Raw genomic sequence first — 14,749 nt, forward strand, 5'->3', positions numbered from 1 at the left:
CGGTTCCGCCCATGACGTGGCCGACGGACAGGGTGGTGAACGCCGTGGCCGAGGTTGACGAGGACGCACGAGGACCGGCCGTTCCATGTGCCGATCCCCTGGGAGACCCGTTTCTGCGCACCAGGTTCGCCCTCCCCGCCAGGCCCGCCACGTTCCTGCGGCGGCAGCGGCTCGTCGACCACCTCGACCTCGCTCTCGGGACACCGTTGACGCTCCTCAACGGCGCGGCCGGGGCCGGCAAGACCCTGCTGGCCGCCGACTGGGCCGACGGACTGCGGTCGCCGGTCGCCTGGCTCACCGTCGAAGCGGGGGACCGGCGTCCCGGGGTGTTCTGGGCGTACGTCGTCAAGGCCCTGCGGGCCTGCGGTGCGCTGCCGCCCGGCCCGGTGGGGTTCCCGGCGGACGCGTCCCGGGTGGACGACAGGCTTCTGGCGGCGCTCGCCGCCGAGCTGAACGATCGCGGACGGCCCGTGGTCCTCGTGCTCGACGAGTACGACCGTGTGACCGCTCCGGAGGTCGCGGAGCAGCTGGAGTTCGTCCTGCACCACGCCGGGCGGGGGCTGCGCCTCGTCATCGTCAGCCGCACCGAACCGCTGCTTCCGCTGCACCGCTACCGGGCGGCGGGCGAGCTGACGGAGATCCGCGCCGCCGAGCTGGCCTTCACCTCCGAGGAGGCGGTCGCACTGCTGGAGCTGCACGGTCTGAGTCTCCCGGTGCACGCCGCGCGCGCCCTGGTGGAGCGCACGCGGGGCTGGGCCGCAGGTCTGCGCCTGTCGGCCCTCGCCGCTCGGGAGAGCGCCGACCCGGAGGTCTACCTCAAGGAGTTCGAGGCCGACCGGAGTGCGATCGCGGACTTCCTGCTGGCCGAGGTCCTCCGTGGGCAGCCGGAGGAGACGCAGGACCTCCTGTTGCGGGTCAGCGTTCTCGAACGTTTCTCTCCCGAGCTGGCCGACGCGCTGACCGGCCGCACCGATGCCGAGCCCCTGCTCGTCGGGCTGCACCGCGCGAACGCGTTCGTCGAGTACCTCGGGCACTCGTGGTACCGCCTCCACCCGCTGTTCGGGGAGATACTCCGGGCCCATCTCCGCGTGCGCCTGCCCGGCCTGGAGCCGGAACTCCACCGGCGGGCCGCGCGGTGGCTGCGGCATTCCGGATTCCTGCCGGAGACACTCGCCCATGGCACCGCCGCGGGCGACTGGGACTTCGCCGCCGGTGTCCTCGTCGACGAACTGGCGATCGGCCGGCTCTTCACCGGCCTGCGCGAGGGCGACCTGGCCCAGGTCTTCTCCGACATGGGGCCCGAGGCCGGCAGCCCGGCCACGGACCTCGTACGTGCGGCCCGCGACCTGGCCCGGTGCGACGTGGACCGCGGTCTGGCCCACCTGCGCCACGCCGAGGAGCGGCTGGCCCCCGAGGAGTCCGGACCGGCGCCCGACGTGACGCACGACCGGGCGGCCGCCCAGCTGAGCTGCGCGCTGCTGGAGGCCCTGGCCGCCCGGCTGACCGGTAGTTCCCAACGGGCCGAGAAGGCCGCCGAGGCGGCCGACGGACTGTGGCGGGAAGTCCCGGCGCGGCTCCTGGACGAGCATCCCGAAATGCGCGCTCTGCTGCTGACCCATGTGGGATCGGCGTGTCTGTGGGCGGGGCGGTACGAGGAGGCGCGCGCCGCTCTGACCACCGTGGCCGGCATGCGCGGCAGCGCCTCCACCCTGCTGCCCCGGGAGGAGTCGATGGGACACCTGGCCCTGCTCGACTATCTGAACGGCTGGCTCGGCCGGGCGGAGCGCAAGGCCCTGGCGGCGGTGTCCGAGACGGAGCGGGTCGGCCTGCCCCAGCCGTCCGGCTCCGGCCTCGGACAGCTGGTCCTCGCCGCCGTGGCCGTCGACCGCCATGAGCTGGACCGGGCCCAGGCCCTCCTCGACGAGACGGCCCGGCTCCCCGCCGGCGCGCGGGATCCGGTGCCGACGGCGGGGCGAGCCCTCGCCACCGCCCGCCTCCTGCTGGTCAGGGGCAAGGCACGGGCCGCCGTCGAGGCGGCGGACCCGGTCGTCTCCGCCGCCGTGGCCTCCCCCTGGGCGGCAGGCCACGAGGCGCTCGTCGCCTCCGCCGCCCACCTGGCCGAAGGACGGCCGGACGAGGCCGCCGAGCTGCTCCAGGACATGTCCGGCGACCAGCCGGCGTGCGCGGTGGAGGCCGCGGCGATCCAGATCGCCGCAGGGCGTCCCGAGGCGGCCCTGAACCTGCTCGACAGCATCCGCACCCACGGCCGGACGGGTCCGGCGGTGACCGTGCGGGCGGCGCTGGTCAGGGCTCAGGCCGCGGAGCGGGCGGGAGACACCGCCACCGCCCGCGGACTCCTGGCGCAGGCACTCCTCGACGCCCGGCGCGAGCGGCTGCGGCGTCCGTTCCTCGACGCCGGACCATGGATCCGGCCTCTCCTGGCCACGGCTGGGCTGCGTGAACTGGCAGCGGGCTGGCTCAGGCCCGGCCCGGAGACCCCGCCCTCGCTGCCCGTCGTGGTGGAGCTCAGCGGACGCGAGCGCGACGTCCTCGAGCGGCTGGCCCGGATGATGTCGACGGAGGAGGTCGCCGCAGACCTCTACGTGTCGGTGAACACGGTGAAGACGCACCTCAAGAGCGTGTACCGGAAGCTGGCGGTGAACCGGCGGAACGACGCGGTGCGCCGCGCGCGCGACCTCGGACTGCTGTGAACGCACGCCGGTGAGTGCGGCCGGCCCCCCTCGGCAGGACCTCGCGGGACCCGGGCTTCCCCCGTGACGGGTGAGGCGGGGGGCGCGTCCTTCGGATGCGATGAAGGGGCGGGACATGCGTCGGCGGACGGCCTGAAGGCGGCGATCCTCGCCACCGGCGGCATCACCCTCACCGGTGGCAAGGGTCACGCGGCCCCTGCCGACCGCACAGCGAGACCGTCCGCCCCGGCCGGACGCCGAAGCCCCGGCCGGAGCGACCGGACCGACGCGCCGAGTTCCGAGGGAGCCGCCTGTGTCCAGGACCAGAGCCATGACCGGCCCGGCCACGGCCCGCGGTACGCGCCGTGCCGAACGCCGGGCACGCACGGACTACACGGGCGGCGTCTACGGATCCATGCTCGCCGCCTCCGTGGTGATCGGCGCGGGCTCCCTCGGCTCGTTCCCCCGAACCGAGCTGGTGCTGCTGCTGGTGCTCACCGGAGTGGTGTTCTGGGTCGCGCACGTGCATGCCCACCTGTTCGGGGCGCACCTGGCACGGCAGGCTCTGGACCGCCGGGCCGTGCTGCGGGTGTGCCGTGCCGAGTGGCCGATCGCCAAGGCCGCCGTCCCGCCGGCCGCCGCGGTGGCTGTCAGCCCGCTCCTGGGGCTGGACGTGCGAGGTGCCCTCTGGCTGGCTCTCTGCGTCGCTGTGGCCGGCCAGGTGGGCTGGTCCGTGGCCGCGGCGAGCCGCGCCGGTGCTTCGCCGCGGCTCATGGCCGCCACCGCGTCGGTCAACCTGCTGCTCGGCCTGCTGATCATCTTCGTCAAGATCGTTCTGACCCATTGACCCCGGGTGCCGTCCGCCTGTCCGAGGCAGTCCACGGAAGGACAGCTCGTGCGCTACGAATTCCGAGTCGAGGGACACCTGTCGGAAACGCTGGCCAAGGCGTTTCCGGAGCTGGGCCACGTGGTGATGTCCGGCCAGACCATCCTGTTCGGCCCCGTCGTGGACGAAGCGCACCTCTACGGACTGCTGGCCCGGTGCCAGTCACTGGGACTGCGGGTCCTGGAGATGCGCCAGCTGCCGGAGTGACGGGCCGGGCGCTGCGGTGAACCCGCGGCGCGCACACTCACCCGCGCCGGGTGAGGCGCCCGGCACCTGGCGTGGGCACGCTGAATACGTCACAGCACTGCGGCCGGGCGAACGCCCGAGACGGAGGACGGACATGAGCGCGCAGACCTACCTGGCGTACGACTTCCCACTGCTGAGCGCCTTCTGGACCATGCTCTGGTTCTTCCTGTGGATCATGTGGTTCGTCCTGCTCTTCCGGATCATCACCGACATCTTCCGCGACGACACCATGAACGGCTGGGCGAAGGCCGGCTGGCTGGTGTTCTGCGTACTCCTGCCGTTCCTCGGCGTGTTCGTCTACGTGATCGCCCGAGGCAAGAACATGGGCCGCCGCGAGATCAAGCAGGCGCGTGCGCAGCAGGAGGAGTTCAACGCCTACATCAGGCAGACCGCGGCCGGCGGCCGGACCAGCAGCGTCGACGAACTCGCCAGGCTGTCGGAGATCCGCGCCCACGGCGACATCACGGACGACGAGTTCCGCAGGGCGAAGGAGCTGGTCCTGACCGGACACGGTCCGGCGGAGTCCCCGGGCGCCACCCCGCACGCCTCCGGTCGCTGAGTATCCGGACCACACGAATCGAGGCACAAGATGACTGCGACACACACCAGCCCGGCAAGCACGGCGAAGCAGGAATGGGCGAGCGGCCTGACGGCCTTCGCGGCCGTGATGCTCTTCCTCGTCGGCCTGCTCGACCTCTTCCGGGGCATCATGGCCATCGCCGAGGACGACATCTTCCTCACGACGCGCAACTACGTGTTCGAGTTCGACCTGACCGGCTGGGGCTGGGTCCACCTGGCCCTCGGCGTGGTCGCCATGATCGTCAGCTTCGGACTGCTCCGGACCGCGACCTGGGCGCGCGTCGCCGGCGTGGCCATCGCCGGACTCGTCATCATCGCCAACTTCCTCTCCCTGCCGTACTACCCGGTGTGGTCGGTCGTGATGATCACCATCTCGGGCTTCATCATCTGGGCCCTGTGCGTGGTCCGGCGCGGCAGCCTCTACGACGCGTCCGAGCAGCGCCCGACGTACGAGGAGCGCCCGTCGCACAGGGTGTGAGGCGGAAGAGAAGAGAAGAAGGGGCCGACAGGTGAGATCCCACGGCGGCGGCACGAGGGGATCGAGGACGGCAGGATCCCCGGCCGTACTCGGGGGCCATGCCGGACGGGCCCGTCTCGCGGTGCTCGCCCTGCTGGGAAGCATCCTGGTGCCGCTCGTCGCCGCCGGTCTGCGGAGCGTGCTGTGGGCGCTGGTCGGCATCGCCGGACTGGCGCTCGCCGCCGTCGGGGTGTGGTGGACCCTGGCGCACACCGGTGCGCTGCGTGTCCTCGGGGCAGCCCTGTCGGTGGCCGCGCCGGTCACCGTTCTCGCCCTGTACGCCGCGTACGACCTGCTGTGGCCGGCCCTGCTGTCCCTGGCCCTGTGGATGCTGTCCGTGACGGTGGCCCGTACGGCCCTGAGCCCCGGGCCCACCGCCTCCGCACAGGCCGAACAGGCTGTCGCCGAGGCGCCCCACAGCCCCTGGATCCTCATGAATCCGCGCTCCGGCGGCGGCAAGGTGGGCCGATTCCACCTGGTGGAGAAGGCCAGGGCGGCCGGCTGCCGGGTGGTCCTGCTCGAAGGGGGCCACCAGGACGTCGCCGAACTGGCCCGGCAGGCCGTCACCGAGGGGGCCGACCTGCTGGCGGTCGCGGGCGGCGACGGCACCCAGGCGCTCGTGGCCGAGGTCGCGGCACGCCATGACGTGCCGTTCCTGGTGATTCCCGCCGGTACCCGCAACCACTTCGCCCTCGACCTCGGCCTCGACCGCGACGATCCGGCGGCGGCCCTGGAAGCCCTGACCGACGGCGTCGAACTCCGTATCGACCTCGGATACGCCGCGGACCGGGTCTTCGTCAACAACGCCTCGTTCGGCACGTACGCGTCCGTCGTCACCGACCCCGCGTACCGGGACGCCAAGGCCCGCACCACGCTGCGCACCCTCCCCGGCCTCCTCACCGGCGAGGGTGCGTCCGGACTGCGGGCGCGGGCCGACGGAGAGCCCGTCGACGATCTTCAGGCCCTCCTCATCAGCAACAATCCCTACGGACGCGCTGTCGACGCGGCCCGTCCGGGGCGCCGGAAACGACTGGACTCGGGCCTGCTCGGCGTGGTGTGCGTGCGGGTCGGCAACACCGCTCAGGCGGCCCGCCTGGTGCGCGGCGCGCGCTCCGGGGGACTCATCAGGCTGAGCGCCGGGGAAGTGACGGTCGAAGCCGACACGGACACCCTCCCGGTCGGCATCGACGGGGAGCACGTCGTTCTGCCGTCACCTGTCGTGTGCCGCAGCGACCCCGGGGCACTCCGGGTGCGCGTGCCACGCCGTCGCCCGGGTACGTCACGGGCGGGCGCGGCGACGGCCGACTGGCCGCGCGTGGCACGGCTGGCTCTGGGCTCTCCGCCCCTGTTCCCAGGCCGGGGACAGCACGAGCCCTCCGGCCCGGGGCGGGTTCGTGGCGGCGGCCGCGACAGCTGAGACCTCGTCAGGCATGGGGCGTAGGGGATCGGGGGTTCGGGGAAACAGCCCCCGTATTACTCTGATCACCTTCAACGAACGGCTTTCGAAGCCTGGCACACGGGAAAGGTGACCGGTGATGTCGCTGAGCCCCGGCGATCCGGACTCCATCGGCGGCTACACGCTGGTCGACCGGCTCGGTAGCGGCGGCATGGGTGTCGTGTACCTGGGCCACTCGGAATCGGGACGGCGGGTCGCCGTCAAGGTCGTGCACGCGCAGTACGCGCTGGACGAGGAGTTCCGGACGCGCTTCAGGCAGGAGGTCGCGGCGGTCCGCCGGGTGAGCGGGGCGTTCACGGCCCCGGTGGTGGACGCCGATCCCGACGCCCAGCAGCCGTGGATGGCGACCCTGTACGTGCCGGGCCGCACGCTGTCGGACATCGTGGCCAAGGACGGCCCGTTGCGCGGACGCGAGTTGCGCGTCCTCGCGCTGGGCCTGGTCGAGGCGCTGCGGGACATCCACCGGGCGGGTGTGGTGCACCGCGACCTGAAGCCGAGCAACGTCCTGATGGCCGACGACGGGCCGCGCGTCATCGACTTCGGCATCTCCCACGCCGTGGACAACGAGGCCCTCACGGTGACCGGGCGGCTGATCGGCACCCCGCCCTTCATGTCCCCGGAGCAGTTCGCCGCGCCGCGTGACGTCACCGCGGCCTCGGACGTCTTCTCACTCGGATCCCTCCTGGTGTACGCGTCCACCGGCAACCGTCCGTTCGACGGCAGCAGCCCTTACCTGACCGGCTATCAGGTGATGTACGAGGCCCCGCACCTGGACGGAGTCGCCGAACCGCTCCGGAGCATCGCCGAACGCTGCCTGGACAAGGACCCGGGCGCCCGGCCGGAACTGGCCGAACTGCACGGACTGCTCCGGGAGTTGGGGGATTCGGCCGCTCCGGAAGCACCGCCGAGAGCGGCCGACGCGGCGGAGACCGACCCCGGGGTCTCCCGCACCCCCTCCGGCCCGGGAGAACCGGCCACCGCGCAGGGAGCGGGCGGAACGAGGAGGGCAGCCCGCACCGGAAACAGACGCCGAGGGCGGGGCATCGCTGTCGGCCTCGCCGCAGGGGTGGTGGTCACCGGGTTGAGCATCACGGCCGTGCACATCGGATCGGACAAGGACGGCGACTCCAAGCCACCCACTGCCTCCACATCCGCCTCCACATCCGCCTCCGCTTCCACCTCCCCCTCTGCCACCCCCTCCGCCCGTGCGTCCGCGACAGCCGTGACCCTGCCGCCGAAGCATGTGCCGTGGGACTACCAGATCGGCGGCGCGTACCCCCTGCCGACCGGCGTGACGGTGGTCAGCCGCAGCTATGAGGACGCGCCCGCGCAGGGTGCGTACAACATCTGCAACATCAACGCCTTCCAGGTGGAGAAGGGCGCGGAGGGCGACTGGAACCCCGACCTGCTGCTGCACGACGCGGACGGGGACGTCGTCTACGACCAGGACTGGGGCGAAGCGGTCCTGGACATCCGTACGGACGCCAAGCGGAAGCGCATCGCGGCCGAGCTGGACACCTGGATCGACGAGTGCGCGGCGGGCGGGTACAAGGCCGTCGAGCCTGACAACTACGACTCCTTCACCCGCTTCCCGGAGTACCTGACGGCCGACCAGGCCAAGGCGCTCATGAAGCTTCTGGTGGCACACGCCCACGGGAAGGGCCTGGCCGTCGCGCAGAAGAACACCGCCGAACTCCTGCGCGACCGGGCGTCGGTGGGCCTGGACTTCGCCATCGCGGAGGAGTGCGGGCAGTGGGACGAGTGCGGGGAGTTCGCGGACGCGTTCGACAACAACGTGCTCGTGGTCGAGTACACGGCGCAGGGCATGACCAAGGCGTGCTCCAGTTGGAGCGGGCAGCTGAGCATCGTCCGCCGCGACGCGGAGGTCGAGCCCAAGGGTGCGAGCGACTACCTGCGCGATACCTGCTGACCTGCGGAAGACGGTCCGGCGTCCCCGGCCGGTCACCGCTCACCCCCACCTCTAGAATCACCCCGTGAACAACCCCGCCTCCCCAGCTGACGCCCTACGCGCCGCCCTGGCCGGTCTCCTCGACGGACTGCCGCCGAAGGTGGCCGCGCAGGCGGTCGAGCGGCTGATCGCCAACTATCGGGGGCGGACGCCGACCGACGCGCCCGTGCTGCGGGACCGTTCCGACGTGGCCGCGTACGCCGCGTACCGGATGCCGGCGACCTTCGGGGCGGTGTGCTCGGCGCTGGACGCCTTCGCGGAGGCGGCTCCCGGCTGGGCACCCGGCAGCCATGTCGACGTCGGGGGCGGGACCGGGGCCGCGACCTGGGCGGTGAACGCGGTCTGGGAGGGCGTACGGCCGGTCACTGTCCTCGACTGGGCCGAGCCCGCGCTCGCCCTCGGTCGGGAGATCGCCGCCGCCAACCCGGAGCTGAAGGGGGTGGAGTGGCAGCGCTCTCGGATCGGAGCGGCGCTCAGAATCGAGAGCACTGATCTCGTCACGATCTCCTACGTCCTGGGTGAACTGACGGCGACCGACCGCACCTCCGTGGTCGAGGCGGCGGCCGGCGCCGCCCAGGCGGTGGTCGTCATCGAACCCGGCACCCCCGACGGCTACCTCCGCGTCATCGAGGCCCGCGACCGACTCGTACAGGCCGGCTTCCACATCGCCGCCCCCTGCCCGCACAGCGCGGCCTGTCCGATCGTCCCCGGTGAGGACTGGTGCCACTTCTCGGCCCGGGTCAGCCGCTCCTCCCTCCACCGCAAGGTGAAGGGCGGCTCCCTGCCGTACGAGGACGAGAAGTTCAGCTACGTCGCCGCGACCCGCTTCCCGGTGACCCCGGCACCCTCCCGTGTCGTACGCAGGCCCCAGATCCGAAAGGGCCAGGTCCTGCTCGACCTGTGCGAGACGGAGCCTGCGCTGCGCCGGACCACGGTGACGAAGCGGCATGGGGTGCTTTATCGGGCCGCGCGTGATGTGGACTGGGGGGACGCCTGGCCGCCGGTGGGGGAGGACGGGGACTAGCTCTGTCCCTGAGCTCTGTCCCGGGGCGTCGGCATGAAGCGAGTAAAAGAAAATTCTCCGTTTCCCCCTGCCCGCTCGACGAAGGGCCGGTATTTTTCTTTTTCTTGTCGATCCCTTGGGCCCCTGAGCCGTCAGGGGTAATCCTCTTTGGGATTCTTTTGCGTTTCTATGCCCTCCCCATCGCGCATCCTGCTCCTTCCTCTTACCCACCCGATGTGACATGTGGGTGGAGTTGTTCAATTTCGCGCCGCAGGGTGTGGTTGACGTGAGATGACCCCCTGAGCTTTGATCACCCGGCTGTGAGGAACCTGTAAAGCAAGACGGGGGTTATGCGGCTGAGGTTCCTGGATCCGCCGTGGCGGATGAATGCTGGTGCGCCGAATGATTGGAGGTGGGTGTTTTGGACAGGGAACTATTGGCTGGTCTCCTTGAAGGCGATGGCGAGGCGTTTCTGCTCTGTCGATCCGCCTTGATCGCTGGAGCAGAGTTCAAGGTGTGGAGTGAGGGCACCTCAAGTGCGAGCCTGGTGTCTATCTATTCTCGCCGAATGCGGACCATTGATAGAACGGGACAGCCTTCGGTCGGTGTGGATGGTGCCGTGGCCGACCTTAGGGTGTGCGCAGAGACGGAACTCGCTATCGGATATGTCGATGATCGACCCGCAGGTGGCTATTATTTCCAGATTTTTCTAACTCCTGGCCTGGAAAAGGTTGTTACGTGTCTCGGTGTTCGATCTTCCAGGGATCAGGGTGTTATGTGATTCAGGACTACGACGAGGATGTCCTGCTCTCCGAGCTTCAAGTTCTCACTTCCATGCAGTGAAGGGCGTTTGCCGCAGCCTGTGCCGAGGTGCTCCTGCTGACATTCGGCTCGCACTCGGGTGGGCAATCCGTTTCGGTGGAGTGCAGACGAGCAGTCGAAACCTGTTGGAGCTCCGTCGAGCAGGGGTCCGCGGACTCGGATTCCGTGGGCCCGCTCCTCGCGGCCCTGGAGGAAGCCCTCGGTCTGGACGACGAGAGCGCACTCGGTGTCGTGGAGCATGTGATTGCCGGAGCTTTTTATGCGCTCGAATGCTCCAGATCGGCTGACGCGGGTCAGGCGGAGTTGGTTCAGGAAATTCTCTCAAGCATTGCTTGGATTCTTGCCTTCGTAACCGCGAACCTGTTTCAGGGCGACGGAATCTCTGACGAACTGGCGCAGTTGCGTGCATTCATTGAGCGAGGGGTGGGTGAATGAACGACGTAGCTGCGGTCAACCGGGAGGGTGTGGAGGGAGTTCCCTCCATGGTTGCCAGAGCGATCGGGCGGGAGTGGTACCGGGAGCAGTTGGCCGGTATGGATCCGCTGCGGGGGACCCGGCCTGCGGGGGCTTCGGTGGAGTACGTCAGTGACGTGGCCGCTGGCGCAGCCGCGACTGGCAGTCCCGTGCTGGTGCTGGCTCCAACGGGCGTCGGATCGCGGACCGCCTCGTGGACACGGTGATCGCTTCGGTGTTCGCCTGCCTCGGGTTCATGGCTGCGGCGGCGTCGAGTGACGGTGCCGCGCTGATCGTCTTCGTGCCCTTGGGGTTCGCGGCGGGCGGGTTGGTGTACTTCCTGCCGCTGGTGCACTGGTGGGGTGCGACCGTCGGGAAGCGGATCTTCGGGCTGCGAGTGGTCCGGCTGTGGTCGGACGGGACCCTTCCGCCGTCATGGAAGGACACCTTCGTCAGGGAGTTCGACCGCGCTGCGCGCACCGTTGTGGTGAGGTGGCCGGCGGCGGAGAGGAATCGGGGCTAGTCAGGCTTCGGGGGCTTCTCTGGCGGAAGCTTCTCGCTAGGTGGGGCCTGCCCGGCCCGGGTCTTGCCGGACAGGCCCCTGGTTCTGGGAGGGTTCAGCGCTTCAGCGTGAAGGTGAAGTCGCCCGAGAGTTTGCCGCTCAGCCGGACTGCCGAGACCAACCTCCCCTCCGTGATCAGTCTCTCGACCTCGGCCCGTGACAGACCGCAGCCTTCCGCGATCAGCCGTACCGGCCGGACGGGAATCCGCGCCGCGAAGCGGACCGATACATCGATCACGTCGGTCAGATCGGTCACCTCGATCCCCTCGCGGTGCAGGCGATCCGGTCCGCCGGTGTCGAGGCGCCAGGCGTTGTCCCAGTCGAGGGCGATGCGATTGCGGCGCCGTACGACCGGATCCTGGAGCAACTCGGCTGCCAGGCCAGGGTCGTTGGCGTGCAGTCGGTCCAGTAGCTCGGGGTGTATGGAGCGTACGTTCAGGCGCTCCAGGACCGTGAGCTTCGTGGTCTCCCCGCAGGTTGTGCAGAGCGCGAGGAGCCAGACGTCGAGGAGCTTGTGGTTGGCGTTGACGCGGAATTTGCCGCTTGTCCGGAAGGTGTCGGACGCGCACGCGTGGCAACGGCGGCGAACGAGCGGCAGGCGGGTGGGCATGACAACCCAGTTTTCGAGCACAGAAGTACACCGGTTTCAGTGTGAGAAGTCCGCAGCAAAAAGCAGCACGGCACACATGCCTGGATGTGCGACGCGCGACAGATCAGCACTCGGGGGGTCTCACACGGTGTACAACGGGACGTCCTTGCCTAGACGACTCTGGTCTGGCAGCACGGTAATGGCGCACGGCGGCGCCGTTCCACTGGTTTTCGAGCAGGGGGTCTCAGTGCCCGCCCATGGACGCCCGCCACTCCCCGCGCCACAGGTGGCACACGCCGTCAGGTGTGATGCGGACCCGGGCGCCGAGCAACGGCAACGAGCCTTCCGCGTTCAGGTGTTCGCGGATGCGGTCCAGGGCGTGCCACAGGCGTTGGGGGCCGCCCTCGTGCACCTCCGGAGGGGCCGTTCCTTCGGCCGAGGCGCGGGCCCATGAACCGTCCGGGTGTGCCAGGTACGCGGTTCGAGTTCGGTCGCTGCTCTCGTAGGCGAGTTCGACTCCAGGTGTCGTGACCTCCAGCATCGAGTGGAGTTCCCGCGCGTTCGCCACGTCCAGTACCGGATAGCGGCCCGTGGTCGTCGTCTCCCCCTTCGATGCGCGGGCGTGGGCGAGCAACTCGGTGAGCGGGGGCGGGTAGTTGTCCCCGGAGCGCGTGAGCATGAAGCCGGCGGTGTCGTGTTCCACCCTGCCCACCACCTCGCCGTTCGGTTGCTTCCAGCCCGTGATGACGAGAGACGTCCGCGCGAGCGTCGTCGCGATACGGCCGCCCGGTGCCAGAGCGGCCAGCACCGGGCGGAGTCCCGGGCCCGTGGGCAGGCCGACCGTCGAGACGATCCGGTCGTACGTGCCCGGTACGCGTTCCGTCGCGTCCCCGGTGATGAACTTGGGGTGCAGGCCCAGGGCGGCCAGGCGGGAGGCCGCCGCTGTGGTCAGGTAGGCGTCCACGTCCAGGCTCGTCACGTAGCGCTCTCCGATACGGCAACACGCGTACGCCGCCAGGCCGCCGGCTCCGGTGCCCAGGTCCAGGAGTGACAGTCCCGTTCCGAGTCGTCCGTGCCGGAGCATCCGGACGACCAGGCTCGGCTGCGTCGCGGATGATGTGGGCAGGCCGTTCGGGCGGTCGTCGGGACTCGCGTGGTCGGCGTGGAGCCCGCCGACCCTGGTTACCAACGACCGGTCCGCGTACGCGGCTTCCGCCCAGGTGGCCGGGTCGTTTCCGCCCTCGCGTAGATTCCATCCGCCCGCGTCGTCCAACTCCCACCAGTGCGGGACCAGTTCGTGCCGGGGGACGGCCGCCACCAACGGGCGCCACCGGGAGTCCGGGTCGGTCACCTGGTCGGCGAGTGCGCCGGCCCTCTTCTCCCAGTTCACGACTGAGTTCACGACCGCGTTCACGTCTGCTCCCCGTGCTCGGCGGCAAGGTGCCGCGCACGCAGCACACGACAGTCGGTCACCTTGCTCGCGTCCCATTCCGTTCTGGCGACGGCTTCCGTCTGGTCGAGTTCCTGGCAGACCGGGCAACCAACGGGCTTGGTGGGCGTGTTGGGGTCGGTGTCGGTGTTGTGGGTCATGCCACCTCACCTCTGCTCCTCGCGTTCTCGCGCGCCGTTCTGGCACTGAGACGTTCGGCGGGTGTGGCCAGGCGGACGTGCTCCGGAACCGCGTCCCACTCCGTTCCGCCGCAGACCGGACGCAGGGACCAGTACGGGCCGGTCGTACCCCGGAACTCCCCGACTCGGCCTTCACGACTGGTGTCCACGACGAGTGTGCCGGGCGGCGGTACGTACACGGCCATCACTCCTCTCCGTAGTCGCTTCATTACTAAGGTGTTTCAGCGTGGCCCACGGGAGGGAACCGTTCAACTTGGCAGTCGAGCAAGAAAGGTTGATGAGGAAACTTTGAACCGCAAGGAGTTGGACCCGGACAGTTCGCCCCAGGCGGCCTTCGGGGCACGCTTACGCACTGCACGGGAAGAGCGTGGCTGGACCCAGGAAGAGCTGGCGGAGCGGATGGGGTACTCCAGTACGCACCTCTCGTCCGTCGAAACCGGTCGTAAACTTCCAACCTTGCGTCTCGCGCGAAGTGCGGACGCGGCGTTCGGGACGGGCGACATGTTCGAACGCGCGTACAGGAAGGTGCGCAACGCGGGGCTGCTGGAGGGGTTCCCGCAGATGGTTGACCATGAGGCGAAAGCTGCGGAGATCAGGCTGTACGAAGTGGGCGTCATGCCCGGCCTGTTGCAGACACCGGAGTACGCGGCGACCATCGCGCGGAGCGAGGTGAAGCGGGGAGCGATCACCGACGCCCAGGCCGACGAGCGGATCGCGCTCCTCGCGGAGCGTCAGGCCACGCTCGTGCGGACACCGCCGCCGATGATCTTCGTGGTGCTGGACGAGAGCTGCATCCGTCGGCCCATCGGTCAACCAGCCGTCATAGGCGGCCAGTTGGCGCGGCTGCTGGAGTTCGCCGAACTGCCGAACACCGTCCTCCAGATCGCCCCGTTCGACATGGGGGAGCGGCGCCCGTTCAACTTGCCGATCACGGTGCTGACCTTGCCGGACCGCTCGCTCATCTCGTATGCGGAGTCCGCCCAGCGGGGCCACCTCGAACGTGAAAGTCCGTTCGTATTGCCCGTGTTGACGGCCTACCATCAGCTACAGGCCGAAGCGCTCTCGCAGGCGGCATCCGTGGCCATGATCGAGCAGTTACGAAAGGGCACCCCGTGACGACCGAATCCCCGCGTTGGTTCACGTCCTCGTACAGCGCCAATGGCGGCCAGTGCATCGAGGTCGCCGCAAACCTCGCCGCCTCCCGTGGCGTGGTCCCCGTCCGTGACTCCAAGCACCCGAGCGGTCCGGTCCTCGGCCTCCGCGTCGACGCGTTCTCGTCCTTCGTCGAGGGCGTCAAGGGCGGCGAGTTCGGCGCCGTCTGACCGACAGGCTCCGTAGACACTGCCCA

General features: G+C 69.9%; 16 protein-coding genes. 12 read left to right on the forward strand and 4 right to left on the reverse strand.

Features of this window, described 5'->3' with window-relative positions:
- Window positions 1-11 precede the first annotated feature (11 nt).
- The 10 genes from OG787_RS35910 to OG787_RS35955 all read left to right on the forward strand — a co-directional run bounded on the left by OG787_RS35910 (window position 12) and on the right by OG787_RS35955 (window position 11,144).
- Window positions 12-2,711 (forward strand): LuxR C-terminal-related transcriptional regulator, encoded by a 2,700-nt coding sequence (locus OG787_RS35910; RefSeq protein ID WP_405538022.1) that lies wholly within the window; start codon window positions 12-14, stop codon window positions 2,709-2,711.
- Window positions 2,712-3,021: 310 nt separating this feature from the next.
- Window positions 3,022-3,537 carry a hypothetical protein gene (locus OG787_RS35915; RefSeq protein WP_405540688.1) on the forward strand — a complete coding sequence of 172 codons (516 nt, stop codon included), beginning with the start codon at window positions 3,022-3,024 and terminating at the stop codon, window positions 3,535-3,537.
- A gap of 48 nt (window positions 3,538-3,585) precedes the next feature.
- Complete coding sequence (locus OG787_RS35920; RefSeq protein ID WP_235479603.1) at window positions 3,586-3,783, forward strand: hypothetical protein; 198 nt, start codon at window positions 3,586-3,588, stop codon at window positions 3,781-3,783.
- 133 nt (window positions 3,784-3,916) lie between these two features.
- A complete protein-coding gene (locus tag OG787_RS35925) occupies window positions 3,917-4,381 on the forward strand; it encodes an SHOCT domain-containing protein (RefSeq protein WP_369030783.1) in 465 nt (154 codons plus the stop codon).
- A 30-nt stretch (window positions 4,382-4,411) separates the two neighbouring features.
- Complete coding sequence (locus OG787_RS35930; protein WP_405538024.1) at window positions 4,412-4,879, forward strand: hypothetical protein; 468 nt, start codon at window positions 4,412-4,414, stop codon at window positions 4,877-4,879.
- 31 nt (window positions 4,880-4,910) lie between these two features.
- Window positions 4,911-6,335, forward strand: coding sequence for a diacylglycerol/lipid kinase family protein (locus OG787_RS35935; protein WP_405538025.1), 1,425 nt, complete (start codon window positions 4,911-4,913; stop codon window positions 6,333-6,335).
- A 118-nt stretch (window positions 6,336-6,453) separates the two neighbouring features.
- Window positions 6,454-8,304 carry an endo alpha-1,4 polygalactosaminidase gene (locus OG787_RS35940; protein ID WP_405538027.1) on the forward strand — a complete coding sequence of 617 codons (1,851 nt, stop codon included), beginning with the start codon at window positions 6,454-6,456 and terminating at the stop codon, window positions 8,302-8,304.
- A gap of 64 nt (window positions 8,305-8,368) precedes the next feature.
- Window positions 8,369-9,367 (forward strand): small ribosomal subunit Rsm22 family protein, encoded by a 999-nt coding sequence (locus OG787_RS35945; protein ID WP_369030786.1) that lies wholly within the window; start codon window positions 8,369-8,371, stop codon window positions 9,365-9,367.
- A 966-nt stretch (window positions 9,368-10,333) separates the two neighbouring features.
- A complete protein-coding gene (locus tag OG787_RS35950; RefSeq protein ID WP_369030787.1) occupies window positions 10,334-10,603 on the forward strand; it encodes a hypothetical protein in 270 nt (89 codons plus the stop codon).
- 217 nt (window positions 10,604-10,820) lie between these two features.
- Complete coding sequence (locus tag OG787_RS35955; RefSeq protein WP_369030883.1) at window positions 10,821-11,144, forward strand: RDD family protein; 324 nt, start codon at window positions 10,821-10,823, stop codon at window positions 11,142-11,144.
- A gap of 94 nt (window positions 11,145-11,238) precedes the next feature.
- On the opposite strand, the gene OG787_RS35960 is transcribed toward OG787_RS35955, so the two are convergent.
- From OG787_RS35960 to OG787_RS35975, 4 genes are all read right to left on the reverse strand, one after another.
- Window positions 11,239-11,814 carry a DUF1062 domain-containing protein gene (locus OG787_RS35960; RefSeq protein WP_369030788.1) on the reverse strand — a complete coding sequence of 192 codons (576 nt, stop codon included), beginning with the start codon at window positions 11,812-11,814 and terminating at the stop codon, window positions 11,239-11,241.
- Window positions 11,815-12,016: 202 nt separating this feature from the next.
- Complete coding sequence (locus tag OG787_RS35965; protein WP_369030884.1) at window positions 12,017-13,162, reverse strand: methyltransferase domain-containing protein; 1,146 nt, start codon at window positions 13,160-13,162, stop codon at window positions 12,017-12,019.
- Between the two features lie 20 nt (window positions 13,163-13,182).
- The gene (locus OG787_RS35970; RefSeq protein WP_369030789.1) at window positions 13,183-13,362 is read right to left on the reverse strand and encodes a hypothetical protein; all 180 of its coding nucleotides are present in this window, start codon (window positions 13,360-13,362) and stop codon (window positions 13,183-13,185) included.
- Window positions 13,359-13,586: a hypothetical protein gene (locus OG787_RS35975; RefSeq protein WP_369030790.1), complete on the reverse strand. Its 228-nt coding sequence runs from the start codon at window positions 13,584-13,586 to the stop codon at window positions 13,359-13,361. The genes OG787_RS35970 and OG787_RS35975 overlap by 4 nt, the downstream gene beginning before the upstream one ends.
- Window positions 13,587-13,689: 103 nt before the next feature.
- On the opposite strand from OG787_RS35975, the gene OG787_RS35980 reads away from it, so the two are divergent.
- Window positions 13,690-14,517, forward strand: coding sequence for a Scr1 family TA system antitoxin-like transcriptional regulator (locus OG787_RS35980; RefSeq protein ID WP_369030791.1), 828 nt, complete (start codon window positions 13,690-13,692; stop codon window positions 14,515-14,517).
- On the forward strand, window positions 14,514-14,723 hold the full coding sequence (locus tag OG787_RS35985; protein WP_369030792.1) for a DUF397 domain-containing protein: 210 nt from the start codon (window positions 14,514-14,516) through the stop codon (window positions 14,721-14,723). Before OG787_RS35980 ends, OG787_RS35985 begins: the two co-directional genes overlap by 4 nt.
- Window positions 14,724-14,749 lie beyond the last annotated feature (26 nt).

This window comes from Streptomyces sp. NBC_00075 (assembly GCF_045041225.1).
GTDB classification, from domain to species: domain Bacteria; phylum Actinomycetota; class Actinomycetes; order Streptomycetales; family Streptomycetaceae; genus Streptomyces; species Streptomyces adonidis.

Coding starts and splice junctions, on each gene's coding strand:
- OG787_RS35910 (WP_405538022.1), top strand. CDS start 12: ATGACGTGGCCGACGGACAGGGTGGTGAACGCCGTGGCCGAGGTTGAC.
- OG787_RS35915 (WP_405540688.1), top strand. CDS start 3,022: ATGACCGGCCCGGCCACGGCCCGCGGTACGCGCCGTGCCGAACGCCGG.
- OG787_RS35925 (WP_369030783.1), top strand. CDS start 3,917: ATGAGCGCGCAGACCTACCTGGCGTACGACTTCCCACTGCTGAGCGCC.
- OG787_RS35930 (WP_405538024.1), top strand. CDS start 4,412: ATGACTGCGACACACACCAGCCCGGCAAGCACGGCGAAGCAGGAATGG.
- OG787_RS35940 (WP_405538027.1), top strand. CDS start 6,454: ATGTCGCTGAGCCCCGGCGATCCGGACTCCATCGGCGGCTACACGCTG.
- OG787_RS35970 (WP_369030789.1), bottom strand. CDS start 13,362: ATGACCCACAACACCGACACCGACCCCAACACGCCCACCAAGCCCGTT.
- OG787_RS35975 (WP_369030790.1), bottom strand. CDS start 13,586: ATGGCCGTGTACGTACCGCCGCCCGGCACACTCGTCGTGGACACCAGT.